Raw genomic sequence first — 24128 nt, 5'->3', positions numbered from 1 at the left:
ATTTCGCCTTTGTTTTCTGCGCCGATCGCGGCGCCGGGAGTTTGGTGTGGGGGCGGGCGGTCTGTGCCCGGGGTGCGCGGTGTGCCGGAGCGGGCGTTACGCCCGCGGCGCCTCAATCAGGTCACCTGCGAATGCGGGCGACTGAAAGGGGGCGGCTTCCGGCGTTTTCCGGAACATGCGTGCCGCGAAGTAGTACAGGGGTGCAACAACCACCAGGCCGACAATCCAGGAGAGGTCCACGCCGTTCATCGCTGCGGCAGCGGGGCCCGTGAACATCGCTGTCGCCGAGAACGGAACCTGGATCAGTGCGCCGGCAACATAGGCTCCGATCGCCACCCAGTTGAACCTTCCGTACACTCCGCCGTCGCGCTTGAAGAAGTCTTCAACCCGGTAGTCGCCGTGCCGCAGGAGGTAGTAATCGACCAGGTTGATGGCCGTCCAGGGAACCAGGACGTACATCAGGAAGGAGAGGAAGTTCGTGTAGAAGAAGATGAAATTGTCACGGGCGAACAGCGCGATCATCAGGGCTAGGGTGAAGAGGAGGATTGACGCAATGGTCCGGGTCTTGGCGTGGGGCAACCAGGCCGGCCTGAACGTCTGCCCAATGGTGAGGGTGCACAGGACCCCGCAGTAGAGGTTCATGGCGTTCGACGCCGCAACGCCAAGGCAGAAGATTCCGATGATCACCATGGTCCATGGCCCGAGCAGGGCTCCCAGGCTCCCTACTATTTCGACGCTGCTGCCATCGTTGATCAGCGCCAGTGCGAGCGTTCCCACCAGGGCACCCAGGACCATCGGGAAGAGTGTTCCCAAGACGCAGCCTGAATAGGACGCCCAGAACGCCGGGGCCGAGCCGGTGCCCTGAGGCATGTAGCGGGAGTAGTCCGAGACGTAGGGAGCGTAGGCGAGCTGCCAGAGGGCGGAGACGGAGATAGTGGCCATGAAGCCGACCCAGTTGAAGTTTCCCTGGTCCAGGAAGCTGGCCGGCAATCCGTGGACGGCCAGGATCCAGACGAAGGCCAGCACCAGCGCCAGACCGGCCACGATGCTCAAGATGCGTGCATAGGCGTGGATGAGCCGGTAGCCGAAGATGGTGGCCACGACGCTCACGACGCCAATGACAATGATGCCTGCATCGACGCTGATGCCCGGGGTGACTGCGGCCAGCGCTTGGCCGCCAAAGACGAGGTTCGCCGCAAAGAACCCGATGTACATGACCACCACGATGACCACGATCAGCAGTGCCCCGTACGAACCGAACTGGCCGCGGGTCTGAATCATCTGCGCCACGCCCAGCTGCGGGCCCTGGGCCGAATGCAGTGCCATGAAGATGCCACCGACAACGTTCCCAATGATGATTCCGACGATTGCCGGCACAAAGCTGAGCCCGAACACCGTCGTCGCGAGTCCCCCGGTCACGATGGTCATGATCATGATGTTGGAACCGAACCAGATGGTGAAGAGGTCCCGGGCCTTGCCATGGCGTTCGTGGGCCGGGATGGGTTGAATGGTCTTGTCCTCGAGCCGGGGTACTTCGGCTGTGACGGCGTGAGTGGGTCGAGCGTTCATGATGCGTTCCGGGAGTTCATGGGAACCTCTTTGTTCTGTCCCGGCGCTTCGTCGAGCACGGGATCTGATGTATCAATCATTCGTGACTTTTGTCACAGTGGTAATCCGGCGATTGAATAGTTGCCGTAGACCTGTTCATACATATGTATAAATCAGGCGCGAGAGCCCAGCAGTTGTGGTCAGACGGTGGCCGCTTGCAGCTCCTCAGTGACGTTGGCGGTGGCCTTGCTGCGGTTCACCATCAGGGCGAGGAGGTCGAAGACCAGCGTCGCCGCGGCGACTGTGGTGATGTCTGCATGGTCGTAGGCCGGAGCGACCTCGACGACGTCGGCGCCCACGATGTTGATGCCGTTCAATCCGCGGAGCAGCGCCAGCAGTTCGCGGGAGTGGAGCCCGCCCATTTCCGGAGTGCCGGTGCCCGGGGCGTAGGCCGGGTCCAGGACGTCGATGTCGATGGAGACATAGACCGGGGTGTCGCCCAGCCGGTCCTTGACGCGCTGGATCGCGGCCGGAACCCCGATGACGTCCAGGTCCGAGCAGCGGATGATCTGAAAGCCGAACTCGTGGTCGCGAAGGAAATCGTTGCGGTCATAAACCGGGCCGCGGATGCCGACGTGCATCGACTTGTCCTCGACCAGAAGGCCTTCCTCGAAGGCCCGGCGGAAGATGGTTCCGTGCGTGACCGGCTGGTCGAAATAGGTGTCCCAGGTATCCAGGTGTGCGTCGAAGTGGAGCAGGGCGACGGGGCCGTGGACCTTGTTCAAGGCCCGCAGCATCGGGAGCGCGATCGTGTGGTCGCCGCCGATGGAGATGAGCCTCTTGCCGGAGCCGGCGTCGCCAAGGAGCGGGAGGGCCTGTTCCTCGATCTCGCGGACTGCGCGGGCGATGTCGTAGGGGGTACAGGCGATGTCGCCGGCGTCCACAACCTGGGCTTCGTACACCGGCTCAACGTCGAGCTCAGGGTGGTAGCCGGGGCGCAGGAGCCGCGACGCTTCACGGACAGCGGCCGGACCGAAGCGGGCGCCGGGGCGGTAGGAGGTACCGCCGTCGAACGGGACACCGACGATCGCAATGTCGTAGTCCGGAACCCGGTCAATCTGAGGAAGCCGGGCAAAAGTGCCCAGGCCCGCATAGCGGGGAACTTTTGTTGCGTCGACGGGGCCGATTGGCTTGTGCGTGGTCATGACTGGGGTCCTCCGGTTGCTGTGGTTTCAGTCGGCCTGGCAATTTCTTCCTGCGCCGGTCGAGGTCTATGCCTTAACTATTAGTGATCGGCGTCACGCGGTACATCCGCCGATTGACTACAAAGAGCCGAGAGGCTTATACATATGTATAAGCGGCCTGGGGGCGGCCCCCGGACTCATGAACAGGAACCGCGCATGGCGATCACCGTGGCCGAACTGCTTGCCGAACCCCAGCTGGGACTGAGCCTTCTGGCGGGCTCCGCCGGTCTGGGCAACCGGGTCACCTGGGCCCACACCTCCGACCTGCCGCGCCTGTGGGAATGGGTCACCGGCGGCGAGCTCATGATGACTAACGGGCTCTCCATTCCGGCCGATCCCGAGGGGCAGGTTGAGCTTGCCGAGGCACTGGTGAACGCAGGTGCCAGTGCACTGGCGATCGGCGAGCAGATGCATGCCCCTGAACTCTGTCTCGAGTTCCTCGATGCCTGTGACCGCTTGCCGTTGCCGCTCATCAGCATCCCCTACCCGCTTCCGTTCATCGCCATCGCACGTTCGGTCGCTGAGTCTTCGTTGCTCGAAGAGTCCCGCAGGCTGCGCCAGACGGCCCGTATTTATGACCTGCTGCGGCTGGCGGGGCCATCTGAGGGCAACTGGCTGGGACTGATCCTGGGTATCGAAGCCGAACTCGATGCCAGCCTCTTCGTCATTGATCGACGGTGCCTGCACGCTTGGCATCCCGGAGGCCAGCCGCTGCCACCGGGCCTCAAGCAGCAACTTGAACCGCTGACCAGCAAGTCACCGGTGGCCAGCAAGAAGTTCCAGTGGCATCGGTTGGGGGAAGGCCACCTTCTGATGATGGATATTCCGACTCACGCCAACGCGCTTCTGGTGGTGCTGCCGAAATCCGAACCGCTTCCGGACGCGGTAGTGCTGCTCCATGCGGCCACAGTCCTGGGACTCGAGCTGTCGCGGACGGTGCTGTCTCTCGAGAACCAGCGCCGGCTGGGTGCGGAGTTCCTTTTGCAGGCCTTTGACGGGCGCCTGGGCATAGCCGACATTGAAAGCCGACTGCCTGAGTTCGGGATTTCGTCACGGGAATTCCTCATCATCTCTATGTCCAGCGACGACGGTGAGCGCCTGGCAGGGATCCACGTTGATCTCTGGCGACACGGCTACCCGACGGCGTGCCAGCGCAGATTCGACACAATCCATTTGGCTGTCGCAGCAGACTGCACCGATGATCTGCTGCGACACACGGTCCCCCTGGACGTCAGGATCGGGATCAGCCGGCCGTCCGCGGCCGCTGGTGTGCAGAGAGCTCTTCAGGAATCGATGTGGGCACTTGGGACGGCGTCAAGCACGGGCGAGCGGTTGGTCCGCTATGCCGAGGGACCCTCGTGGCTCGGGCTCACCAGCTTTGAGGAAGGCCACGCCCTGGTCCAGCGGCTCCTCGGACCCATTTTCGAGTATGAACAGCGGGAAAACGGGGACCTCATCGTCACGCTCAAGACGTTCCTCGACACGCAACGGTCCTGGCAGAAAACGGCAGCCGCCCTGTTCGCGCATCGGCAGACCATCATCTATCGAATCCGAAAGATCAGCGAGCTGACGGGCCTCGATATGACCGAAACCTCCACTCTGGCGCAACTGTGGTTTGCCCTGCAGATCCATGAAGCCATGGACCTCCACGACAATCCGCGGCGCCTGCCGTCGGCTGAGGTCAGCACTCCACGACGGCAGTACCGCTGACCACGACGCTCACCATCACGTGTCTGCCTCACCACGGAACCGGGCGGACCATGCGCACGGCCGCCCAGCTCAGTCTGCTCGGCTACACCGTGGTCCCGCACATCGCGGCCCGCAGCCTGGCGGATCGCACCCAGCTGGCCGGCATCATCCGGGAATGTGCTGGGTACGGCATCCCGGAAGTGTTCGCGGTTGGCGGTGACGCCCCGCAGCCCGCGGGTCCCTTCGCCGATGGCGGCGAGCTGCTGCGCGAGATCGCCGAAATCAGCGGCGGCCAGATGGCCGTTGGGGTCGCCGGGTATCCGGAGGGTCATCCCGGCATCGGCCCGCTGCAGCTGCTCGAATCATTGTTGGCCAAGCAGGAACTTGCCTCCAACGTCTTCACGCAGATGTGCTTCTCGGCAGACAGTATCCATAGCTACACGGCGATGCTGCGTCGCGAGGGAGTCATGCTTCCGGTCCTGGCCGGGGTTGCCGGGGCCGTCCCAAGAACCAGGCTGATTGCACTGGCAACGAAGATCGGCGTCGGAACGTCCCTTCGGTTCCTTAGCCGGAAACGACCGCTCGCCCGCCGCCTCCTGAGCGGCGAACGCTACTCGCCCGGCACTCTCATCAACGAGCTGACCGCCCAGCCTGTCGTCGACGGCATCCATCTCTACAGCTTCAATTGTTTTGACGAGTTACCCGGTACCGTCGCCGCTTCGTCGACGTAACCCTCCGCCACCGGGCTGGAAACGTTGACTGGAAATGCGTCGCCCGGCTAGTCGCCTGTTTTAGGACATAAGAAAACCCCTCCGTCCCGGCCAAATTCGCCGGAGCGGAGGGGTTCGTGGGGCCCCCTGTCGGATTCGAACCGACGACCCCCGCTTTACAAGAGCGGTGCTCTGGCCAACTGAGCTAAGGAGGCATTCCTGCTTCCCGACACAACTCCGGGCCACAAAATGGCGCGGATGCCAGGACGCTAGACAAGATTAGCCCACCGACGCCCGGTGAGAAAAACCCAGAGAAAAACGCGCAACGCCCCTCCCGCCCAGCGAAGGCCACAGCGAAGGCCGCAGCGAAGGCCTGAAGCGACGACTAAAAGCAATGGCCCGGCCCCGGAACGATCCGGGGCCGGGCCATCAACTTGTGGCCTTCAACTGCGCGCCTTCAACGGCATGTGCCCTTGTGCGGTTACTTCTTGGCGTCGACCGCGGCCTGCAGGTACTGGTCGAACGGGGTCTGGGCGCTGTCGCCGACACCCCACTGCTTGCCTTCAACGAACACGGTGGGCGTGCCGGTGATGCCGATTACCGTGGCCTCCTGGGTGGTGTGCTTCACCCACGGACGGTAGGTCTTGCCATCCACGCACGTCTCGATGCTCTTGGCCCCGGCGTCGGTGGCCAGCGTCTTCAGCTCGTTGTCGGAGAGTCCGGCGCTGCCTTCGGCCGGCTGCTTGGCGAACAGCAGGTCGACGAAGTCCGAGTACTTCTCCGGGGATTCGTTGACCACGCAGGCTGCGGCGTTGGCCGCGCGCGAGGAGTAGTTCGTGGTGGACCGGCTGTCAAGGAATCCGAGCGGGCGGTACTCCACGGTGATCTTGCCCTCGTTGCGCAGCTTGGTGAGCGTCTCGTTGTACTGCGCCTCGAAGTTCTTGCAGACGGGGCAGATGAAGTCGATGTAGAGGACCACCTTGACCGGCTTGCCGGCCTCAGCCTCGGCGCCCGGGGCCGTGACCGGAGACAGCGGCGTGGCCGGAGCGGACGGGAGGTCGGACAGCTTCACGGTTGCGGGATCGGTCTTCGCCACCTCGGTGTTCGCCAGCAGGGTGACACCGCCGTGGATGTTGCCATTGGCCGGCGTGGGTCCCTCGTCTGCAACCGGGGCGTTGTTCTTGATGTTGGAGGTGACAACCAGCGCGACGATCACGATGATGGCGACGACGGCGGCAACGATGCCCCAGCCGATCAGCAGCTTGTTGCGCTTCTCCTTCTTCAGCTGCGCATCGCGGATCTCGCGGGCTTTCTCGCGCGCCGCGGCAGTGCGCTCTGCCTTAGACAGTCGGGGTTCGTTTGCGGGGCTCATTGGTTCCTCGGGTCGTTCGGCCAGGGACGGTCCACTCAGTGGCAACGTCATCATTTTAGGGGAGAAACCCGAGAACTTGCGCTTTCAAGTTTCCCTTCCGCCTGCCCAACGGACGAATAGCCCGGAAGATTCCGGGCGGCTAGGGTTGATGAAGAGCCACGAGCGGACCCCAGGGGGCACCAATGGAAGCAACGGACAGCGCCGGCCACGGCACACAGAGCACCACTGACGCGGCGCAGACCGCCACAGACGGCGCCGCCACGGGTGCCGCGGCAGGGGATCAGTTCGACTTCATGGTGGTGTCCAACCGGCTGCCCGTCGACCGCTGTTCTGCCGACGAGGCCGGCTGCGAGGATGGCTGGCGCCGCTCCCCCGGCGGACTCGTGACAGCCCTGGCCCCGATGATGACCAAGACCGACGGCGCGTGGGTGGGCTGGCACGGGGCCCCCGATGAGACGGTCAAGCCTTTCAGCCACGGCGGCATCGACCTGATCCCCGTCCAGCTGAGCACCGAGGACATCGAGCTTTTCTACGAGGGCTTTTCGAACGCCACGTTGTGGCCGCTTTACCACGACGTGATCGCCCCGCCGGAGTTCCACCGCACGTGGTGGGATTCGTACCGGAAGGTCAACCGGAGGTTCGCCGACGCCGTCATCCGCCATGCGGCCGAGGGTGCCACCGTCTGGGTGCAGGACTACCAGCTCCAACTGGTTCCCAAGCTGCTCCGGGAGGCCCGGCCGGATCTGAAGATCGGGTTCTTCAACCACATCCCCTTCCCGCCGCCGGAGATCTTTGCCCAGCTCCCGTGGCGCCGTGCGATCATCGACGGCCTGCTGGGCGCGGACCTGGTGGGCTTCCAGCGCAGCAGCGATGCCGGAAACTTCATGCGCTCCGCACGGCGCTTCCTTGGCGCGAGCGTCAAGCAGCAGCAGGTCCATGTCAGGGGCGCCGATGGCGAGACCACCCACATCGCGAGGGCCCAGGCGTTCCCGATCTCCATTGACGTCAAGCAGATCAGCGAGCTGGCGAAGAAGCCGGAGGTAATCGAGCGGGCGCAGCAGATCCGCCGGGACCTCGGCAACCCCAAGACCATCCTGCTCGGCGTCGACCGGCTCGACTACACCAAGGGCATCCGGCACCGGCTCAAGGCGTACGAGGAACTGCTGCAGGACGCCAAGGTCACCGTCGAGGACGCGACCCTGATCCAGGTGGCCAGCCCCAGCCGTGAGCGTGTGGAGCAGTACCGCCTGCTCCGCGAGGAGGTCGAGGGCACAGTGGGCCACATCAACGGCACCTTCGACACCATGGAGAGCACGGCCGTCCGCTACCTGCACCACAGCTACCCCATCGAAGAGATGGTGTCCCTGTACCTGGCCGCGGACGTCATGCTGGTCACCGCCCTGCGCGACGGCATGAACCTCGTCGCCAAGGAATACGTCACGGCCCGGACAAACAACGACGGAGCGCTGGTACTGAGTGAGTTCGCCGGCGCCGCCGACCAGCTCAAGCAGGCCCTGCTGATGAACCCGCACGACATTGACGGCCTCAAGGACACAATCATGAGGGCCGTCAACATGCAGCCGGCCGAGGCATCACGCCGCATGCGGGCCATGCGCAAGCAGATTCTGGACCACGACGTCGACCTCTGGTCCTCCGACTTCCTGAAAGCCCTCGCCGAAAAGGTTGTACGCGATGACTCCTGACGCCGCCGGAACCCACGACTCAGAGACCAACACTCCAAACCCGGCCCCACTCTCACTCTCCCCTGAGCTGCTGACAGCCGTGCGCCGCGTCGCCGGCACCGGGCACCTGCTCGTGGCGATGGACTTCGACGGCACCATGTCACCGCTCGTGGACCATGCGGCCGACGCCCGTGCGCTCCCGCGCTCCGCCGCCGCCTTCGCGGCCCTGGCGGAACTTCCCTGGACGACGACGGCGCTCATCTCCGGCCGGGCGCTGGACAGCCTGCGGGCCGTCGCCTCCCCGCCGGAGGAGACGCTGCTGATCGGCAGCCACGGCGCAGAGGTCTGGATGGGGCCCGGCTCCTCGGAGCTCCTGCTCGACGACGCCCAACGCGAACTCCTGGCCGAAGTCCGCCAGGAGCTTGAGGGAATCGTGGAACAGGCCCCGGGGACCCTTTTGGAAGACAAGCCGGCCGGCGTCGTCCTGCACACGCGGCTCGCGGCGGACGACGTCGCCGAGGACGCCGTCGCCGCGGCGCGGGCGGTCCTGCAGGACCGCAGCGGCGTCTACCTCAAGTCGGGCAACCGCGTCCTGGAGACCTCCGTCGTGAACGCCTCCAAGGGCGAGGGCATTGCCTTCCTGCGGCAGGCTGCCGGAGCGACGGCTGTGGCTTTCGCCGGAGACGACACCACCGACGAGGACGCCCTGGCCAGCCTCGTCCCGGGCGATCTCGGGGTAAAGGTGGGGCTCGATTTCACCCAGGCCGAGTTCCGGGTGGAGGCGCCTGTGCACATCTGCGAACTGCTGGAGGCCCTCCTGCGGGAGCGGAAGAAGGCCCTCGGCTCCGGGAGCTAACCCGGGCCTACGGAGCGGTCAACCGGGCGTCGGTCACGACTCAGGTTCGTAGCCGATCAACCAGTGCAGTCCGTGACGGTCGAGGACCTGGCCATCTGTTGCGCCCCAGGGCTTCGGGGCAAGGGGGTCGATCACCCGGCCGTCAACGGCGAGCCTGTCGAACCACTCGTGGAGAACTGCCGGTTCGGCGGTCCCCAGCAGCGAGAGCATGAGGCCTTCGAACCGGACGCTTTTCTCCCCGGCGGCCGCATCCGACCCCGCCAATGCGACTGCGCCGTTCAGCTGTCCGTGGGCAATGGCATCCGGCGGGCCATCGCTGCGGTTGAACTCCTCGTAGGTGAACAAGGCAAGCTCTCCGCCGAAGACGTCGGCGTAGAAGCCAAGTGCTTCACGCGCCGTGCCGGGGAAACTGACATAGATCTGCAGTGCCGTCATGCGCACAGCATACATACCCACTTCTGGCGCCATGTGACTGACCCCACGTGTGACATCCGTAACTTTTTAACCCATTTGGCATATATCTGACATACTCTGTTTGTGATGTGGCGCACAACTACCGTGCGGCGTCACTGGATACTCCTCGGCTTCGGCCGAGGAGTATGCGTATGAAATCCCACAATTGAATTAACAACTGCATAAAACGACCATTCACTACGGATCGTCCGGCACGTACCTGCCGGTGAAGGGATTGATAACTGTGGCTACAGTTACTTTTGATAACGCAACACGTCTGTACCCGGGCACCGAGAAGCCCGCTGTTGACAAGCTCAACATTGATATCGCCGATGGCGAATTCCTGGTCCTCGTTGGACCCTCCGGCTGCGGAAAGTCGACCTCCCTGCGCATGCTTGCGGGTCTCGAGGACGTCAACTCCGGCCGCATCCTCATCGGCGACCGCGACGTCACGGACGTCCCGCCGAAGGATCGCGACATCGCCATGGTGTTCCAGAACTATGCCCTGTACCCGCACATGACCGTGGCGGACAACATGGGCTTCGCTCTGAAGATCGCCGGCGTCAGCAAGGAAGAGCGCGCCGAGCGCGTCCGTGAGGCCGCCAAGCTGCTCGACCTCGAACCGTACCTGGACCGCAAGCCGAAGGCCCTCTCCGGCGGCCAGCGTCAGCGCGTTGCCATGGGCCGCGCCATTGTGCGTAACCCGCAGGTCTTCCTCATGGATGAGCCGCTGTCCAACCTTGATGCCAAGCTGCGCGTGCAGACCCGCACCCAGATCGCGTCCCTGACCCGCCGCCTCGGAGTCACCACGGTCTACGTGACCCACGACCAGGTCGAGGCCATGACCATGGGTGACCGCGTCGCCGTGCTGAAGGACGGCCTGCTGATGCAGGTCGACACCCCGCGCAACCTGTACGACAAGCCCAAGAACGTCTTCGTGGCCGGCTTCATCGGCTCCCCCGCCATGAACCTGCTCGAACTCCCCGTTGTCGACGGCGGCGTGCAGTTCGGCGGAACCGTTTACCCGGTACCGCGCGACGTCCTCGAGGAAGCCCACGGCCAGACCGTGACCCTCGGTTCCCGCCCGGAAGACCTTGAGACTGTTGCCCAGGGTGAAGGTCTCCAGGTCGAGGTCGACGTCGTCGAAGAACTCGGCGCCGACGCTTACGTCTACGGCCACACCACGCTCGACGGCCAGAGCCACGACATCGTGGCCCGCGTCGACGGCCGCCGCCCCCCGATGAAGGGTGAGTCCATCTGGGTCCGCCCCCAGTCGGGCCACGTACACCTGTTCGACACCAAGACCGGCCTGCGCCTCGGCGACTAGTCCCCACCGGCTCCCTAACCTCGCTTCGCGTCGGTCAGGGAACCCTTCCGGCGTGGGCCCACCCACCGGCTCCCTAACCTCGCTTCGCGTCGGTCGGGGAACCCTGCCGGCGTGGGCCCATCCACCGGCTCCCTAACCTCGCTTCGCGTCGGTCAGGGAACCCTGCCGGCGTGGGCCCACCCACCGGCTCAGCAGACGGCGGTCCTCCCCAGTGGAGGGCCGCCGTCGGGCGTTAACAACCCTGCTTTAGGTGCGGCCCGCCAAATACGGAAGAATTGATTCATGACCGAGGAAACCCCATGACCGAGGAAAACAGTGCCCAGTGGCACGACGAGCCCACCGACTACGGTCAGATCGGGAAACTGCCCCGGTTCGAGGCCGCCAGCGCCAATGACCAAAAGGCCGCGATGGTGTCCAGCTCGCTGAGCATCACGGCCGCCGCCACCGAGCCCGAGCTGCTGGACCTGCCCTGGCACATTGCCCTCGAGGACTGGCCGGCCGAATATCTGGCAGCCCTCCCCCGCGGCATCTCACGGCACATCGTGCGCTTCGCCCACCTCGGCGGCTCCGTGATCGCCATCAAGGAAACCTCGGAACACGTGGCCCGCCACGAATACCACATGCTGCGCAAGCTCGCCCGGCTGGACGTTCCCGGCGTGGAGCCGGTGGCGGTCATCACCGGACGCACCACCCCGGAGGGCCGGCCGCTGAACCCGGTGCTGGTCACCCGGCACCTGAAGTTCTCCATGCCCTACCGTGCGCTCTTCTCCCAGATGCTGCGCAAGGACACCCTGACCCGGCTCATCGATGCCCAGGCCCTGCTGCTGGTCCGGCTGCACCTGATCGGCTTCTACTGGGGCGACGTGTCGCTCTCCAACACCTTGTTCCGCCGCGACGCCGGCGCGTTCGCCGCCTACCTGGTCGATGCCGAGACCGGCGAACTGTACCCGGATTTGTCCACCGGCCAGCGCGAGTACGACCTCGAAATCGCCCGCGTCAACATCGCCGGGGAACTCATGGACCTCCTCGACGGCGGCCTGATCGAGGAGAAGGTGGACCCCGTGGCCACCAGCGAGCTGATCATGGACAGCTACCGGCGGTTGTGGACCGAGCTGACGGCAAAGGAATCGTTTGAGATCGGGGAACGCTGGCGCGTGGCAGCCCGGATCCGGCGGCTCAACGAGCTGGGGTTCGACGTCGAGGAATACGCGATCAAGACCACGCAGAACGGCTCGACCATCCAGCTCCAGCCGAAGGTCGTCGACGCCGGGCATCACCAGCGCCGGCTGCTGCGCCTGACCGGCCTGGACGCCCAGGAAAACCAGGCCCGCCGGCTCCTGAACGACATGGACTCGTTCCGGGCGGACAACAACCCGGGCATGGACGAGGAATACAGCGCGCACCTGTGGGTCAGCCAGATCTTCGAACCGATCGTCCGGGCCATCCCCCGCGACCTCTCCGGCAAGCTCGAGCCGGCCGAGGCGGTGCACGAGGTCCTGGAGCACCGCTGGTACATGTCCGAGAAGGAGAACCGGCACATCCCCCTGGCGGAGGCCGTCCAGTCCTACATCGACAACGAACTCCGCCACCGCCGGGACGAGGCCGCGATCATGCTCAACCCGGACACGGGGTTGCTCAAGATCCTTGAGGTGGAGACCGAGGAATCACGCTACGGCGCCGACGAATCAGTAGACGAATACCCCGACTCCGACGACTAAGCCGCGCGCCGGGCATGTTGTGGCACGCCCGGGCTAAATCGCCTTCAGCTAAATCGCCTTGCCGGGGTTCAGGATCCCGGCCGGATCGAAGAGTTCCTTGATCCGGCGCTGCAGCTCCCGCACGGGTTCCTTCTGCTCCAGGCCAAGCCAGCGCAGCTTGTACTGCCCGATCCCGTGTTCGCCGGTGATCGTGCCGCCCATGGCCAGGGCCACGGCAATCGACCGGTCCAGGGCGGCGCCCAGGCGGGCCATGGCATCGGGGTCCACGGAGTTGTCCACCCGGTCGACCCAGAAGGTGGGGTGCAGGTTGCCGTCACCGGCGTGCGCCACGACTTTGAGCTGCACCCGGTGCTCCGCCGCCATGGACTCAAGTTCGGCGACGTAATCCACCAGCCGCGATCGCGGCACGGCCACGTCCTCGCCCACCCGGTATTCGTCGTCCACCTCGGTCCCTCTGCTGTTGCGGCGCAGTTCGACAAGCTCCTCTGCCTCCGCGTTGGCCTCCATGGTCACCACCGCTCCTCCCGCCACCAGGACCGGGCGGATGGCCGCGGCTTCCGCTGCCGCACCGAAGCCGTCGGTCTGGATCAGCAGCAGGGATGCCCCGCGTGCGGCCAGGTCCGAGCCGTGGATCTCGTCGAGTTGGGCGAGCGAGCCGCCGTCGAGCAGTTCCACGATGGCCGGCTGCACACGGGCCCTCCCCACGGCTAGGACCCCGGCCGCGGCGCTGCGGAAGTCCGGGTAGAAGGCGGCGATGGTGTGAACGTCGCGCGGCAGGTACTTCAGCCGTACGGTGACACCGACCACGATCCCCAGGGTCCCCTCCGAGCCGACGAACAGCCCGGTGAGGTCATAGCCGGCGACGCCCTTGAAGGTCTGGTGGCCGGTATGGATGAGGGAGCCGTCCGCGAGGACGACGTCGAGCGCCAGGACAGAGTCGCGGGTCACCCCGTACTTCGCGCAGCGCAGCCCGCCGGCGTTGGTGGCCACGTTGCCGCCGATGGTGGACATCTTGAAACTTGCAGGATCCGGGGCATACATGAGCCCGTGCACGGCGGCGGCCGCATTCAGGTCGGCGTTAATGACGCCGGGTTCCACGACGGCGGTCTCGTCGTCCGGGTTGAGGTCCAGGATGCGGTTCATCCCCTCGAGCGTGAGCACCACGCAGCCCGCGCTCGCGTGGGCGCCCCCGGAGACCCCCGTACCGGCCCCGCGCGCCACAAGCGCGACGCCAAGGTCGGCGCAGGCACGCACAGTAGCCTGCACGTCGGCCACCGATTCGGCGCGGACCACCGCCTGCGGGAGCTGATAATCCAGGACGGGAGCCTGGTCCACGGCATAGGCGGCCAGGGTGGTCGCGTCCACGGCAATTTTCGCCGCGCCCAGGGCGGTGGTCAGCTCGTCGATGATGCTGCGCATGCGGTCTCCAGTTCGGTCGAATCCGGTTCCCAGTCTAAGACTGCGGGAGCGGCAGCCGGGTCCCGGGCAGCACCCATGCGGCAGCGGCCGGACCCCGGGTGCGGATCAGGGCGGATCGGGCGGCCTCATCCGCCCTGATCTTCCCGGCAGACGCGTCCGGCGATGGCTCCGGCGCCCCGCCCGGTTCCCCGCGCGGCTCCCGCCGCAGTTCCACCATGACCTCGCCCGCCGCGTAGGCAGGCCGCCCGGCGAGGGCCGCGAACTGGCCCCCTGAGAGTGTTCCGGGAGCCAGTTCCGCCTCCGCCCCGGCCCGGGCCACCACCACGAGCACGGCGCTCTTCCCTGTTTCACGCACGAACGCCAGGACGTCCCCGCGTGCGTACAGCCAGCGCACGCCGCCGCCCGTCAGTGCGGGCTGGTCCCGGCGCAGCGCGGTGAGGGCTGCGTAGTCCGCCGTCAGGTCGGTGAGGATGCGGTTGGGGTCGTCCCAGGGCATGGGCGTCCGGGAGGACTCCCCGTTGTCGCCTTTGAGTCCGAACTCGTCGCCGGCGAACACCACGGGAACGCCCGGCAGGGTGAACATCAGCAGCGCGCCGAGCCGCTGGCCGCCGTCGATCATCACGGTGGCCGCCCGCGCGGTGTCGTGGCTGTTCAGGGCGTTCATGTTCTGCTGACGGACATCCCAGCTGAACGCGGAAGCGAGGTCCAGGTGCGTGGCCAGGAAGTCCTCCGCGGCGGTCCGGTTGGGGCCGGGCAGCGGGGTTCCAAAGAAATTGACGTGTCCCGCGTCCCCTGCGAGCCAGGACCACAGCGGGCGGGTGAAGTTGGAGTAGGTCATGGCACCGTGCCAGTGCTCGCCGCTGAAGTCGGGTGCCGCGTCATTCGTGGCCTCGGCGAGCAGAGCCGCCTCGGGGTTGATCGAACGGACGCGGTCCGCGATCAGCCGGGCGACGTCGTAGTTCAGATCGGTGCCGCCGAGCCTGCCGGTCATGTTGCCGACGTCGATCCGCCAGCCGTCCAGGTTGAACGGCGGCCGGAGCCAGAGCGCCACCGGGGAATCGTCGTCCAGGACGAATTTCTCGCGCAGGCCCGGGGAGGCCCAGTTGAGCTTGGGCAGCGACCTGACGCCGTACCAGGACTCGTACGCCGTGTGGTCGGCATTGAAGTAGTAGTACCCGGCTTCCTCGGAGGCCGGGTCGGCCAGGGCGCGCTGGAACCATTCGTGGGCGTCGCCGGAATGATTGGCCGTGAGGTCGCCCATCACCCGCAGGCCGCGGGCGTGGGCGGCCTGGACGAGTTCCACCAAGGCCTCGTCCCCGCCCAGCAGCGGGTCCACCATGGAAAAGGTGGCGGCGTCGTAGCGGTGGTTGGAGCGGGCCGGGAAGAACGGCGTCAGGTAGATGACGTCGGCCCCGAGCGCCTGGATGTGGTCCAGCCGCTCGGTGATGCCCCGGAGGTCTCCGCCGTAATACTGGTACGGGGTCTGCGGACCGAAGCCCTCGACCTCGGTGGTGTCCCACCCGCACGGCACGGCCCAGTCCGGGAACGCCTCGTCCGGGGAAGTCTTTTCCGGCGCCGGCTGCGACGGCGTGGAGCGGGCGAAGCGGTCCGGGAAGATCTGGTACATCGTTCCCCGGCGCAGCCATTTGGGGGCGGGCCGGAACGTGGTGAGGCGGAAGTCGGCGTAGTCGGAGACGTCCCGGCTGAATAGGCCCTGCGCGTTGAGGGTCCAATACCGCGGGCCGACCTCGATCAGGAACCGGTAGCGGGCCACCGGGTTGGTCACCACCATCGCAGCCTCCCACCAGGCCCACCCGTCGACGTCGCCAAGGTTCCTGGCCGGATCGTAGCGGGGTTCCCCGTCGTGGATGGACCGGAGCCACACCCGGGCGGGCCGCCCCCAGACGGCCGGCACGCGGAGCCGCAGCCGGACGTCCGCCCCCGGTTCCACGTGCCGGGGCGCGTGGAGTGCCGAACCGTCGTGGTGCGGCAGCGGGCCGGCGCTGCCTGGCAGCGTCATGCCTAGCCCTTCACCGAGCCCGCAGTGAGCCCGCTGACGATGTAGCGCTGCAGGAACAGGAACAGGGCCATCACCGGGATGGCGCTGAGCACGGCGCCGGCGGCGAAGACGCCCCAGTTCTCCGAGCGCTGCTGCGCCACGAAGGAGTACAGCCCGACGGCGAGGGTCTGGCTGTCCGGGTCCGTGAGCACCACGGAGGCGATCACGAACTCGCCGGAGATGCCGATGAACGTCAGGAGGCCCACCACCGCCAGGATCGGCGTGACGAGCCGCATGATGATGCCGAAGAAGATCTGCGCGTGGCTGGCGCCGTCGATCTTCGCCGCCTCGTCCAGGGACTGCGGCACGGTGTTGAAGAAGCCGTACATGAGGTAGGTGTTCACGCCCAGGGCGCCGCCCAGGTACACCATGATCAGGCCCAGCTGGCTGCCCAGGCCGAGGGCCGGGATGACCTCGGAGATGCCGCTCAGGAGCAGGAAGATGGCGACGACGGCCAGCAGCTGCGGGAACATCTGGAGCAGCAGCAGGCTCAGCAGGCCGATCCGGCGCCCGGTGAAGCGCATCCGGGAGAAGGCGTACGCCGCCATGGCGCCCAGGAACACGGTGGCCGCGGAGGTCACGCCGCCCACCACCATGGTGTTGCCGAACCAGCGGGCAAAGGGCCGCGAGGGCATGTCGAACAGGGCGGTGAAGTTGCCAAAGTCGATCCTGCTGAACAGCGCGTTGGAACCCACCAGGGTGCCGGTGGAGTTGAGCGCTGCGGAGAGCACGTAGAGCAGCGGGAAGACCGCGAAGACCGTCACGATGCACCCCACCAGGTGGCGCCATCCTTTGTCCTTGAACCAGACGCCGAACGGGCGCCGGCGCTGCAGCGACTTGAGGTATTCGACGTCGGTCGCACCGGTGGTGATGTTGCCGGGGCCGGTCCCTCCAGCCTGCCGGGTTTTCTCTGCCGGAGCGGCGGTGCGCGATGCTGACCCGTTCATGCGTTCACGTCCTCGAGTGCCTTGGTCTGCTTGAAACTGATGGCCGAGACAGTGGCCACGATGATGAAGATGATGATCGCCAGCGCGCTGGCGAGGCCGTAGTCACGGCCAGTGCCCTGCCCGAATGCCACCTTGTACACCAGGGTGATCAGGATGTCGGTGGCTCCGATGTCCCGGTTGGTGTCCTCGAAACGGGGTCCGCCGCCGGTGAGCATGAAGATCACGTTGAAGTTGTTGAAGTTGAAGGCGAAGGAGGAGATCAGCAACGGCGCGATCGAGACCAGCAGCAGCGGGAGCTTGATAGAGCGGAACACCCGCCACGGGCCGGCACCGTCCATCCGGGCGGCCTCGTCCAGCTCGCTGGGCAGCGACTGCAGCGCGCCGGTGCAGACCAGGAACATGTAGGGGAAACCCAGCCAGAGGTTGACCACCAGCACGCTGATCTTGGCCAGGAACGGGTCGGTGAGCCAGCCGATGGATGCCCCGCCGAACAGGTTCTGGTTGAGCCACCCGAATTCCGGGTTGAGGATGCCGGACCAGACCAGGCCGGTGAGGAAGGCGGGGAAGGCGTACGGCAGGATCATCAGGATCCTGTAGACCTTCTTGCCCCTGAGGTCCTCGCGGTTGAAGGTGATGGCCAGGAACAGCCCCAGCGCAAAGGTCAGAGCGACGGAAGCCAGGGCGAAAGTGAAGGTCCAGAGGATAACGCCGAGCAGCGGGCCGCGCAGGCTGGCGTCGGTGAAGGCGCGGGCGAAGTTTTCCATCCCGACGTCGATCTTCCAGCCGGTGGAGAGCGTCTCGCCGTTGCCTGCCGCGAAGGCGCCCTTGCCGTTGTCGCGGTAGACGGCACCGGAGGCGGTGTCCGTGAAGGTGTCGGCAGCGGCGTCGTACTTCAGCGACGGCTTGAACTGGTAGGCGTTGCTGCCGTCCGCGGTGCGCAGGGTGCCGTCGGCCGGGTTGGCGGACACCGGGACGGTGATGTCCAGGATGCTCTGCTGGTTGGCAACGATCTCCTGGAAGTTCAGGGTTCGGTAGCCGGCCAGGGCGTTGGCCTTCCCGGTCGAGTCCTTGCCGGCGCCGGGGGCTTCCGCGAGCGGCGTCTCGGTGTTACCGAGCGAGACCTTGCCCTGCGGGTCGGTGAAGAGAAGGTAGAAGGAGTTGTCCTTGGTGAGCACGGCGGCCTTGTAAGCCGGCGACTCGGGCACCCGCTTCTGCGCGGTGAGCTGGATGGCGGCGATCGCGTCACCCTTGGTGCTGTTGTGGCCGTCGCCGTAGTTGGTGAACGCGATGTAACCGCTGAACATGACCACGAAGACCTGGAATACGAGCAGGAAGAGCACGCCCGGGGCCAGGTACTTGGCGGGCAGGCCGCCCTTGCGCAGGTAGATCCAGTTGATCACGAGCACGACGGCGGCGGAGACTCCCAACGCCAGCCAGGACTGGCTCAGGAAAAGCATCATCAGGATGTAGACAGCGAGGGCGTCCACGAGGCCCAGCAGCACGATCTTCGCGATGGTTCCCTTCACCCCCTCGGGGCCGCTCCGGCGTGGGTGGGCGCTGCCGGCCCGCCGGGCTGAGGTTGTGGGGGCGGCGTCCGGGGCGGACGACAATGCGGGGTCTATGTCCTCGCGGAGTTCGGTATCTGACATGGCTGTCTACAGTCCTTGGGAGAAGCTGGGGTGATGCAGGAACGGGCCGGGCGGCCTCACGGCCGCCCGGCCCGGTGCCGCCGGTTACTGGCGCTTGGGGAAGCGTCAGGAACCGGCGCGGGGACTAACCCTTGATCTTGCTCTTGATGCTGGCGGCCATCTTGGCCCAGTCAGCGGCGGGATCGCCCTGGCCCTTGATGAGGGCGAGCTCGGTGGCTCCCCAGTCGGCCCAGACGGCACTCATTTCCGGGATGGCCGGCATCGGGACGCCGTTGGCGCCGATCTTGCCGAAGGCGGCGACAACCGGGTCGCTTGCTGCCTTCTCGAAGGAGGCCTTCAGTGCCGGCGGGCGGCCACCGGCCTTGTACATGGAGTCCTGTGCGGCCCCGGAGGTCAGGTAGTTGGTGACGAACTCGTTGGTGGCCAGGGCGTTGGCGCTCTTGGCGCTGATGAAGAAGCCGTTGACGCCGATGAACGGCTGGGCCGGCTGGTCGCCGGTGGTCGGCAGCTCGTCGACAGCGAACTTGATGCCCTTCTTCTGCACGTCCGGCACGTTCCACGGGCCGGTCAGGTAGTACGGGGACTCGCCGGCCAGGAACTTCTCCTTGGCGATGTCACCGGTGATGTTGGAGTTGATGATCTTTTCGCCCTTGTCGCCCCAGGCGGCCAGCTTCTTGGCGAACTCGACGCCGGAGGCGTCGCCGATCAGGAGCTGCTTGGGGTCGTAGCCGCCGTCGGCTGCCTTGCCGAAGACCTGCGAGCCCATTGAGGCCTGCAGCGGGTAGAGGTGGTACGGATCGCCCTGCTTCGGGTCCATGCCCACGAGGAACGGGAACTTTGCCTTGCCGTCGGCCACGGCCTTCTTGCCGTTGGCGACGACCTCGTCCAGGGTCTTGGCGCTCTGGGCAACGAGGTCCGTGTTGCGGAGCAGGGCGATGTTCTCGATCGCATACGGGACGCCGTAGACGGAGCCGTTGTAGGTCATGGCCTTGATGGAGGAGTCCTGGAACTCGGACTTCTTGTCCCCGAGCTCCACCGGAGCGATCACGCCGTTCTGGACGAACTTGCCGACCCAGTCGTGCGGGCCAACGATCAGGTCCGGGCCCTTGCCGGTCGGGACCTGGGTGATGAAGTCGTCGCGGACAGCGGCGAAGTCCTTGACGACGAGCTTGACCGCGATGCCGGTATCGGTCTGGAACTTGGCCGTGATGTCCTTCAGCGCGGGCGCGCGCTCGGCATCGACCCACATGGTGATCGTGCTGGCGCCGGAGGCCTTCAGGTCAGGCTTGGCCGTCGCGGTCGCGGGTGCGGTGGCTGCGGCGCCGCCGCACGCGCTGAGGGCCAGTGCGGCCACTACGGAAATAGCGCCCGCGGTGAATACGCGGCGGCTCGTTCCGTTCGTGAGGGTGTTCTGCACCTTCATTGGTGTCCCTTTCATAAATTCCTGCATCCACGCGTAAGGCCCTGGAAGTCCATTCCAGAGCCCCGTGGCATCGTCGGTGATGTGGCTCACAACTGCAAGCGCTTCCAAAGTACACGCTAGGTACCACTTTGAAAAGTCACCGCACCGGCCCGGGGCGAGGGGCTTCGCTGGCTGGCCGGACGCCGGGCCGGGACAGTCCAACGACTGGCCGAAACTGCCCGATTCGAATGTGACTGGAAGCGTTTTCATTTTCCCGGTGTGGGACTTACGATTACCGTCATGTCCGTTGATTCAGTTCTCCTCTCCCCCGCCGCGCAGGCCGGCCCCCTGACGGGTCCGCTGACCCCGGTGCACGCCGCAGACCACATCCCGGGATGGTGGCGGTCCGCCGTCATCTACCAGGTCTACCCTCGCTCGTTCCGGGACCTGAACGGCGACGGCATCGGCGACCTCGCCGGAATCACAGCCGAGCTTCCCCGGCTCGCCGACCTGGACATCGATGCCGTCTGGCTTTCGCCGTTCTACCGGTCTCCGCAGCGCGACGCCGGCTACGACGTGAGCGATTACTGCGACGTCGACCCCCTGTTCGGCACGCTGAACGACTTCGACGCCATGATTGCCGAGGCCGCGCGGCTGGGACTGCGGATGATCGTTGACCTGGTGCCCAACCATTGCTCGGACCAGCACGCGGCCTTCCAGGCCGCCCTGGCCGCTCCCGCCGGCAGCCCGGAGCGGGACATGTTCATCTTCCGCGACGGCAAGGGAACCTTCGGCGAAGAACCGCCGAACAACTGGCAGTCCCACTTCGGCGGGTCGGCGTGGACTCGGATCACCGAACCCGACGGGACCCCGGGCCAGTGGTACCTGCACCTCTTCGACTCCTCCCAGCCGGACTTCAACTGGGACAACCGCGCCGTCCACGTGGAATTCGAGCGGGTCCTGCGCTTCTGGCTGGACCGCGGCGTCTCCGGTTTCCGGGTGGACGTGGCGCACGCCCTCGTGAAGGCCACCGGCCTGCCGGAGTGGGGCGGCCGCGCCGACGGCAGCAGCTCTGACGGCTTCCCCGGACGCGACGCTCCGATGTTCGGCCAGCCTGCCCTCCACGACATCTACCGCCAGTGGCGGCTGATTCTCGCCGAGTACGGCCCCGACCGGATCCTCTGCGCCGAGGCAAACGTTGACCCGCTCCCCCGGCTCGCCGACTGGGTGCGCCCGGACGAAATGCATCAGGCCTTCAACTTCCCCTACCTCCATGCCGGCCTGGACGTGCATCGCATGCGCCACGTCATCACCGAGTCACTGACGTCGCTGGACGCCGTCGCCGCCCCCAGCACGTGGGTGCTCTCCAACCACGACGTCGTCCGCCACGCCACCCGCTTCGGATACAACGGGCAGGCGCCGCGCGACGGTGACGGAATCGGCACCTGGGATCCGCAGCCGGACGAGGACCTCGGACGCTCCCGCGCGGCAGCGGCGTCCCTGTTCATGCTCGGGCTGCCCGGCGGGGCTTACCTCTACCAGGGCGAAGAACTCGGCCTCCCGGACGGGATCGACATCCCGGACACCCGGCGCCAGGACCCCACCTTCGCCCGCACCGGCGGCGCACGGCTGGGCCGCGACGGCTGCCGCGTCCCGCTGCCCTGGCGGGCCGGAGAACTCCACGCAGGATTCGGCCACGGGCAGGACCCCTGGCTGCCGCAGCCGGAAAGCTTCGCCCGGCTGGCGCGGGATGTGCAGGCCGCTTCGCCGACGTCGCACCTAAGCCTCTACAAGCGCATGCTGGAGCTCCGCCGCCGGCTGGACCTGGGCCGCGGCTCACTGTCCTGGTACGAGGACCTGTGCACGGACACGAGCCTTGCCTTCCTCAACGGCTCCACGCTGGTGCTGCTGAATGTGGGGTCCGAGCCCTTGGAACTGCCCACCGGGCGGGTGCTGCTGCGCAGCTCAACGTCACCGGAGGCCGGCTACGACGTTGGGGGCATGGACAGCGCCGGCGATCCGTTAAGCTCAGGTGAAACTGTTTGGCTGGAAATCTACATCGAGGACACGGAGGGCTAGGCATGCCCGGCATCAAGGACGTCGCGGAACGGGCCGGCCTCTCCATCGCCACCGTTTCGCGCGCCTTGAGCGGCAAAGGCAACGTTTCCCCGCGAAGCCGGGAACGCGCCCAGACCGCCGCCGCTGAGCTTGGCTTCGTCCTGTCCTACCACGCCTCCAGCCTGGCCTCCGGGCGCAATCACAATGTCGGCCTTGTTGTCCCCTCGGTCCACCGGTGGTTTTTTTCCTCGGTGGTCGAAGGTGTCTCTGCCACCCTGCTGGACGCCGGCTACGACCTCACGCTGTACAACGTCAGTGGGGGGCAGGAGCGCCGGCACAGTGTTCTGAACGACTTCCTGCTGCGCAAACGCGTGGATGCTGTGATCGCAGTGTCCTTGGAGCTCTCCGAGGCCGAGATCGACCAGCTGCTGGCCATCCACCGTCCGATCGTCGGGATCGGCGGCCCGTTGCCTGGCGCGTCGACCATCCGCATCGATGATTCCGGCATCGCGGAGGCCGCAGCCCGCCACCTGATCCAGCTCGGCCACAGCAAAATCGCCCATATGACCGGCGATGCCGCCTACGACCAGGATTTCCGCCTTCCCGGGACACGCCAGGCGGGCTTCAAGAAAGCCATGCGCGACGCCGGGCTGACGGTCCGGCCGGAGTGGCAGATCTCCGCCGATTTCACGATCCAGGGCGCCTATGCCAACGCCCGTACGCTGCTCGGCACCTCACCGGAGCGCCCCACGGCCGTCTTTGCCGCCTCCGACGAGATGGCGATTGGGACGATCCTCGCTGCCCGGGATTTCGGCCTGCGGGTGCCGCAGGACCTCTCCGTCATCGGCATCGACGGCCATGAACTTGGTGAGGTCTTCGGGCTGACCACGTTCGATCAAGACGCGCGGGGCCAGGGCGCGCTGGCCGTGCGGCGCTTGTTGGCCAGGCTCGACGGCGCCGGAGACGCGGCGGCCCCGCACACCGAATACCCTACGCGCTTTGTCATCCGGTCCAGCACCGCTGTTCCGCCCCTTGACCAAGGACCGACCCGCTAGTCTCCGGCTATTTTCTCCGTGGCGGCGTTCCTGCCCAGTTCCTCGCTCCATGGCCTGGCCGTCTGCCCAGAACGGCCCGGAAAGCCGGGGAGGCCCCACGGGTTCTCCGCCCCGGTCCTCCGAGCAACTGGGAAGCAACGCCTCGATCCGGCCCACAGGCCAAGCAAGCTCAGGCGCCGGCGCCGCCCATGAAGCGAACAAAACGGTCCAGGACGCCGGGCCAGCCGGCCGCGTAGTCTGCCCGGGCGGCCGCGGGATCCTCGGCGCCTTCCCAACCGCTGTGAACCAGGCGGAGCTCTGTTCCCTCGCCGACCGCTTTGAAGGCCACCCGGAGCTCAGTGGACCATATGGCAGTGGTCCCAGGGTGCCAGCTGGCATGGAAGGACAACGGCGGCTGCCAGTCGTCAATGGATCCCCACACGGCTGTCCGGCCATCATCAGCGGTCTCCATGATGAGGCTCTCCTCGAACTCCACGTAGGAGCCGGCGCCATAGACGCTGTGGTCCTCCAGCGGCCACCAGAGGTGCGTATGTTCGGTGAATCCCACAAAGGCCCGGGCGACGGCGCCGGGTACCACCACCGTGTAGACAACCGGCTCCAGGCCGTCGGCTACCTCCGGCTCGGGGCCATCAGAAGGGTCAACGGGAGCATGGCTGAAGAGGTTATCCATGGGCAACAACTCTACCCGCGCCGCCCAACCGGGCCCGCATGGGGTTTCGGCTTGAGTATTTCGTATGGGTCGTTAAATGCGGGAGGACCCCCACCTTGTGGTGGGGGTCCTCAACCGTTAATGGTGTTCCGGCGGTGACCTACTCTCCCACACCCTCCCGGGTGCAGTACCATCGGCGCTGTGGGTCTTAGCTTCCGGGTTCGGGATGGGACCGGGCGTTTCCCCCACGCTATGACCGCCGTAACCCTTGCTCCGCCACCGTGCCCGCTG

Annotated in this window: 18 protein-coding genes, 1 tRNA gene and 1 rRNA gene; 8 read left to right on the top strand and 12 right to left on the bottom strand. The window is 66.3% G+C overall.

Annotated elements, in window-relative coordinates; all coding sequences use genetic code 11:
- Positions 1-96 precede the first annotated feature (96 nt).
- Together AC1DKN_RS19110 and speB are read right to left on the bottom strand one after the other, a co-directional pair.
- Positions 97-1569, bottom strand: a complete 1473-nt coding sequence (locus tag AC1DKN_RS19110; RefSeq protein WP_230007952.1) for a purine-cytosine permease family protein — start codon at positions 1567-1569, stop codon at positions 97-99.
- A gap of 179 nt (positions 1570-1748) precedes the next feature.
- The gene (gene speB, locus AC1DKN_RS19105) at positions 1749-2753 is read right to left on the bottom strand and encodes an agmatinase (RefSeq protein WP_223914344.1); all 1005 of its coding nucleotides are present in this window, start codon (positions 2751-2753) and stop codon (positions 1749-1751) included.
- Positions 2754-2948: 195 nt separating this feature from the next.
- Here speB and AC1DKN_RS19100 point away from each other — a divergent pair, with 195 nt between their 5' ends.
- Both AC1DKN_RS19100 and AC1DKN_RS19095 read left to right on the top strand, forming a co-directional pair.
- Complete coding sequence (locus AC1DKN_RS19100; protein ID WP_476860113.1) at positions 2949-4502, top strand: PucR family transcriptional regulator; 1554 nt, start codon at positions 2949-2951, stop codon at positions 4500-4502.
- 50 nt (positions 4503-4552) lie between these two features.
- Positions 4553-5212, top strand: coding sequence for a methylenetetrahydrofolate reductase (locus AC1DKN_RS19095; protein ID WP_476872205.1), 660 nt, complete (start codon positions 4553-4555; stop codon positions 5210-5212).
- A 117-nt stretch (positions 5213-5329) separates the two neighbouring features.
- On the opposite strand, the gene AC1DKN_RS19090 is transcribed toward AC1DKN_RS19095, so the two are convergent.
- Both AC1DKN_RS19090 and AC1DKN_RS19085 read right to left on the bottom strand, forming a co-directional pair.
- Positions 5330-5406, bottom strand: a tRNA-Thr gene (locus tag AC1DKN_RS19090).
- Positions 5407-5672: 266 nt separating this feature from the next.
- Positions 5673-6563, bottom strand: a complete 891-nt coding sequence (locus tag AC1DKN_RS19085) for a DsbA family protein (protein WP_476872204.1) — start codon at positions 6561-6563, stop codon at positions 5673-5675.
- A gap of 293 nt (positions 6564-6856) precedes the next feature.
- Between AC1DKN_RS19085 and AC1DKN_RS19080 the strand changes: the two genes are divergently transcribed.
- Entirely contained in the window at positions 6857-8266 is a 1410-nt protein-coding gene (locus AC1DKN_RS19080) for an alpha,alpha-trehalose-phosphate synthase (UDP-forming) (protein ID WP_476851841.1), read from the top strand.
- Positions 8256-9101 carry a trehalose-phosphatase gene (gene otsB / locus AC1DKN_RS19075; RefSeq protein ID WP_476872203.1) on the top strand — a complete coding sequence of 282 codons (846 nt, stop codon included), beginning with the start codon at positions 8256-8258 and terminating at the stop codon, positions 9099-9101. Before AC1DKN_RS19080 ends, otsB begins: the two co-directional genes overlap by 11 nt.
- Before the next feature lie 33 nt (positions 9102-9134).
- Here otsB and AC1DKN_RS19070 read toward each other — a convergent pair whose 3' ends face one another.
- On the bottom strand, positions 9135-9536 hold the full coding sequence (locus AC1DKN_RS19070) for a VOC family protein (protein WP_476872202.1): 402 nt from the start codon (positions 9534-9536) through the stop codon (positions 9135-9137).
- A gap of 262 nt (positions 9537-9798) precedes the next feature.
- Between AC1DKN_RS19070 and AC1DKN_RS19065 the strand changes: the two genes are divergently transcribed.
- The gene (locus AC1DKN_RS19065; RefSeq protein ID WP_018775851.1) at positions 9799-10881 is read left to right on the top strand and encodes an ABC transporter ATP-binding protein; all 1083 of its coding nucleotides are present in this window, start codon (positions 9799-9801) and stop codon (positions 10879-10881) included.
- 299 nt (positions 10882-11180) lie between these two features.
- Positions 11181-12599, top strand: a complete 1419-nt coding sequence (locus AC1DKN_RS19060) for a DUF4032 domain-containing protein (protein WP_476872201.1) — start codon at positions 11181-11183, stop codon at positions 12597-12599.
- 48 nt (positions 12600-12647) lie between these two features.
- Here the strand turns inward: AC1DKN_RS19060 and AC1DKN_RS19055 are convergent, their stop codons facing one another.
- The 5 genes from AC1DKN_RS19055 to AC1DKN_RS19035 all read right to left on the bottom strand — a co-directional run bounded on the left by AC1DKN_RS19055 (position 12648) and on the right by AC1DKN_RS19035 (position 20096).
- Entirely contained in the window at positions 12648-14018 is a 1371-nt protein-coding gene (locus tag AC1DKN_RS19055; protein WP_476872200.1) for an FAD-binding oxidoreductase, read from the bottom strand.
- Between the two features lie 34 nt (positions 14019-14052).
- On the bottom strand, positions 14053-16038 hold the full coding sequence (locus tag AC1DKN_RS19050; protein ID WP_476872199.1) for a glycoside hydrolase family 13 protein: 1986 nt from the start codon (positions 16036-16038) through the stop codon (positions 14053-14055).
- 2 nt (positions 16039-16040) lie between these two features.
- Complete coding sequence (locus AC1DKN_RS19045) at positions 16041-17024, bottom strand: sugar ABC transporter permease (protein WP_476872198.1); 984 nt, start codon at positions 17022-17024, stop codon at positions 16041-16043.
- On the bottom strand, positions 17021-18673 hold the full coding sequence (locus tag AC1DKN_RS19040) for an ABC transporter permease subunit (RefSeq protein ID WP_476872197.1): 1653 nt from the start codon (positions 18671-18673) through the stop codon (positions 17021-17023). Before AC1DKN_RS19040 ends, AC1DKN_RS19045 begins: the two co-directional genes overlap by 4 nt.
- Positions 18674-18797: 124 nt before the next feature.
- Positions 18798-20096, bottom strand: coding sequence for a sugar ABC transporter substrate-binding protein (locus AC1DKN_RS19035; RefSeq protein ID WP_476872196.1), 1299 nt, complete (start codon positions 20094-20096; stop codon positions 18798-18800).
- Positions 20097-20375: 279 nt separating this feature from the next.
- On the opposite strand from AC1DKN_RS19035, the gene AC1DKN_RS19030 reads away from it, so the two are divergent.
- Together AC1DKN_RS19030 and AC1DKN_RS19025 are read left to right on the top strand one after the other, a co-directional pair.
- Complete coding sequence (locus AC1DKN_RS19030; protein ID WP_476872195.1) at positions 20376-22154, top strand: glycoside hydrolase family 13 protein; 1779 nt, start codon at positions 20376-20378, stop codon at positions 22152-22154.
- 2 nt (positions 22155-22156) lie between these two features.
- On the top strand, positions 22157-23188 hold the full coding sequence (locus AC1DKN_RS19025) for a LacI family DNA-binding transcriptional regulator (protein WP_476872194.1): 1032 nt from the start codon (positions 22157-22159) through the stop codon (positions 23186-23188).
- Positions 23189-23357: 169 nt separating this feature from the next.
- Here the strand turns inward: AC1DKN_RS19025 and AC1DKN_RS19020 are convergent, their stop codons facing one another.
- Both AC1DKN_RS19020 and rrf read right to left on the bottom strand, forming a co-directional pair.
- Positions 23358-23858: an SRPBCC domain-containing protein gene (locus AC1DKN_RS19020; RefSeq protein ID WP_230007238.1), complete on the bottom strand. Its 501-nt coding sequence runs from the start codon at positions 23856-23858 to the stop codon at positions 23358-23360.
- Between the two features lie 126 nt (positions 23859-23984).
- Positions 23985-24101, bottom strand: a 5S ribosomal RNA gene (gene rrf, locus AC1DKN_RS19015).
- Positions 24102-24128: the final 27 nt, after the last annotated feature.

It is taken from the genome of Arthrobacter sp. 01N444 (assembly GCF_056399305.1).
This window is presented reverse-complemented; position numbering and strand designations above follow the sequence as displayed.

Bases quoted from the DNA above. Each gene is read 5' to 3' on its own strand.
- AC1DKN_RS19110 (WP_230007952.1), bottom strand. From the start codon at position 1,569: ATGAACGCTCGACCCACTCACGCCGTCACAGCCGAAGTACCCCGGCTC.
- speB (WP_223914344.1), bottom strand. From the start codon at position 2,753: ATGACCACGCACAAGCCAATCGGCCCCGTCGACGCAACAAAAGTTCCC.
- AC1DKN_RS19100 (WP_476860113.1), top strand. From the start codon at position 2,949: ATGGCGATCACCGTGGCCGAACTGCTTGCCGAACCCCAGCTGGGACTG.
- AC1DKN_RS19095 (WP_476872205.1), top strand. From the start codon at position 4,553: ATGCGCACGGCCGCCCAGCTCAGTCTGCTCGGCTACACCGTGGTCCCG.
- AC1DKN_RS19085 (WP_476872204.1), bottom strand. From the start codon at position 6,563: ATGAGCCCCGCAAACGAACCCCGACTGTCTAAGGCAGAGCGCACTGCC.
- AC1DKN_RS19080 (WP_476851841.1), top strand. From the start codon at position 6,857: ATGGTGGTGTCCAACCGGCTGCCCGTCGACCGCTGTTCTGCCGACGAG.
- otsB (WP_476872203.1), top strand. From the start codon at position 8,256: ATGACTCCTGACGCCGCCGGAACCCACGACTCAGAGACCAACACTCCA.
- AC1DKN_RS19070 (WP_476872202.1), bottom strand. From the start codon at position 9,536: ATGACGGCACTGCAGATCTATGTCAGTTTCCCCGGCACGGCGCGTGAA.
- AC1DKN_RS19060 (WP_476872201.1), top strand. From the start codon at position 11,181: ATGACCGAGGAAAACAGTGCCCAGTGGCACGACGAGCCCACCGACTAC.
- AC1DKN_RS19055 (WP_476872200.1), bottom strand. From the start codon at position 14,018: ATGCGCAGCATCATCGACGAGCTGACCACCGCCCTGGGCGCGGCGAAA.
- AC1DKN_RS19050 (WP_476872199.1), bottom strand. From the start codon at position 16,038: ATGACGCTGCCAGGCAGCGCCGGCCCGCTGCCGCACCACGACGGTTCG.
- AC1DKN_RS19045 (WP_476872198.1), bottom strand. From the start codon at position 17,024: ATGAACGGGTCAGCATCGCGCACCGCCGCTCCGGCAGAGAAAACCCGG.
- AC1DKN_RS19040 (WP_476872197.1), bottom strand. From the start codon at position 18,673: ATGTCAGATACCGAACTCCGCGAGGACATAGACCCCGCATTGTCGTCC.
- AC1DKN_RS19035 (WP_476872196.1), bottom strand. From the start codon at position 20,096: ATGAAGGTGCAGAACACCCTCACGAACGGAACGAGCCGCCGCGTATTC.
- AC1DKN_RS19030 (WP_476872195.1), top strand. From the start codon at position 20,376: ATGTCCGTTGATTCAGTTCTCCTCTCCCCCGCCGCGCAGGCCGGCCCC.
- AC1DKN_RS19025 (WP_476872194.1), top strand. From the start codon at position 22,157: ATGCCCGGCATCAAGGACGTCGCGGAACGGGCCGGCCTCTCCATCGCC.
- AC1DKN_RS19020 (WP_230007238.1), bottom strand. From the start codon at position 23,858: ATGGATAACCTCTTCAGCCATGCTCCCGTTGACCCTTCTGATGGCCCC.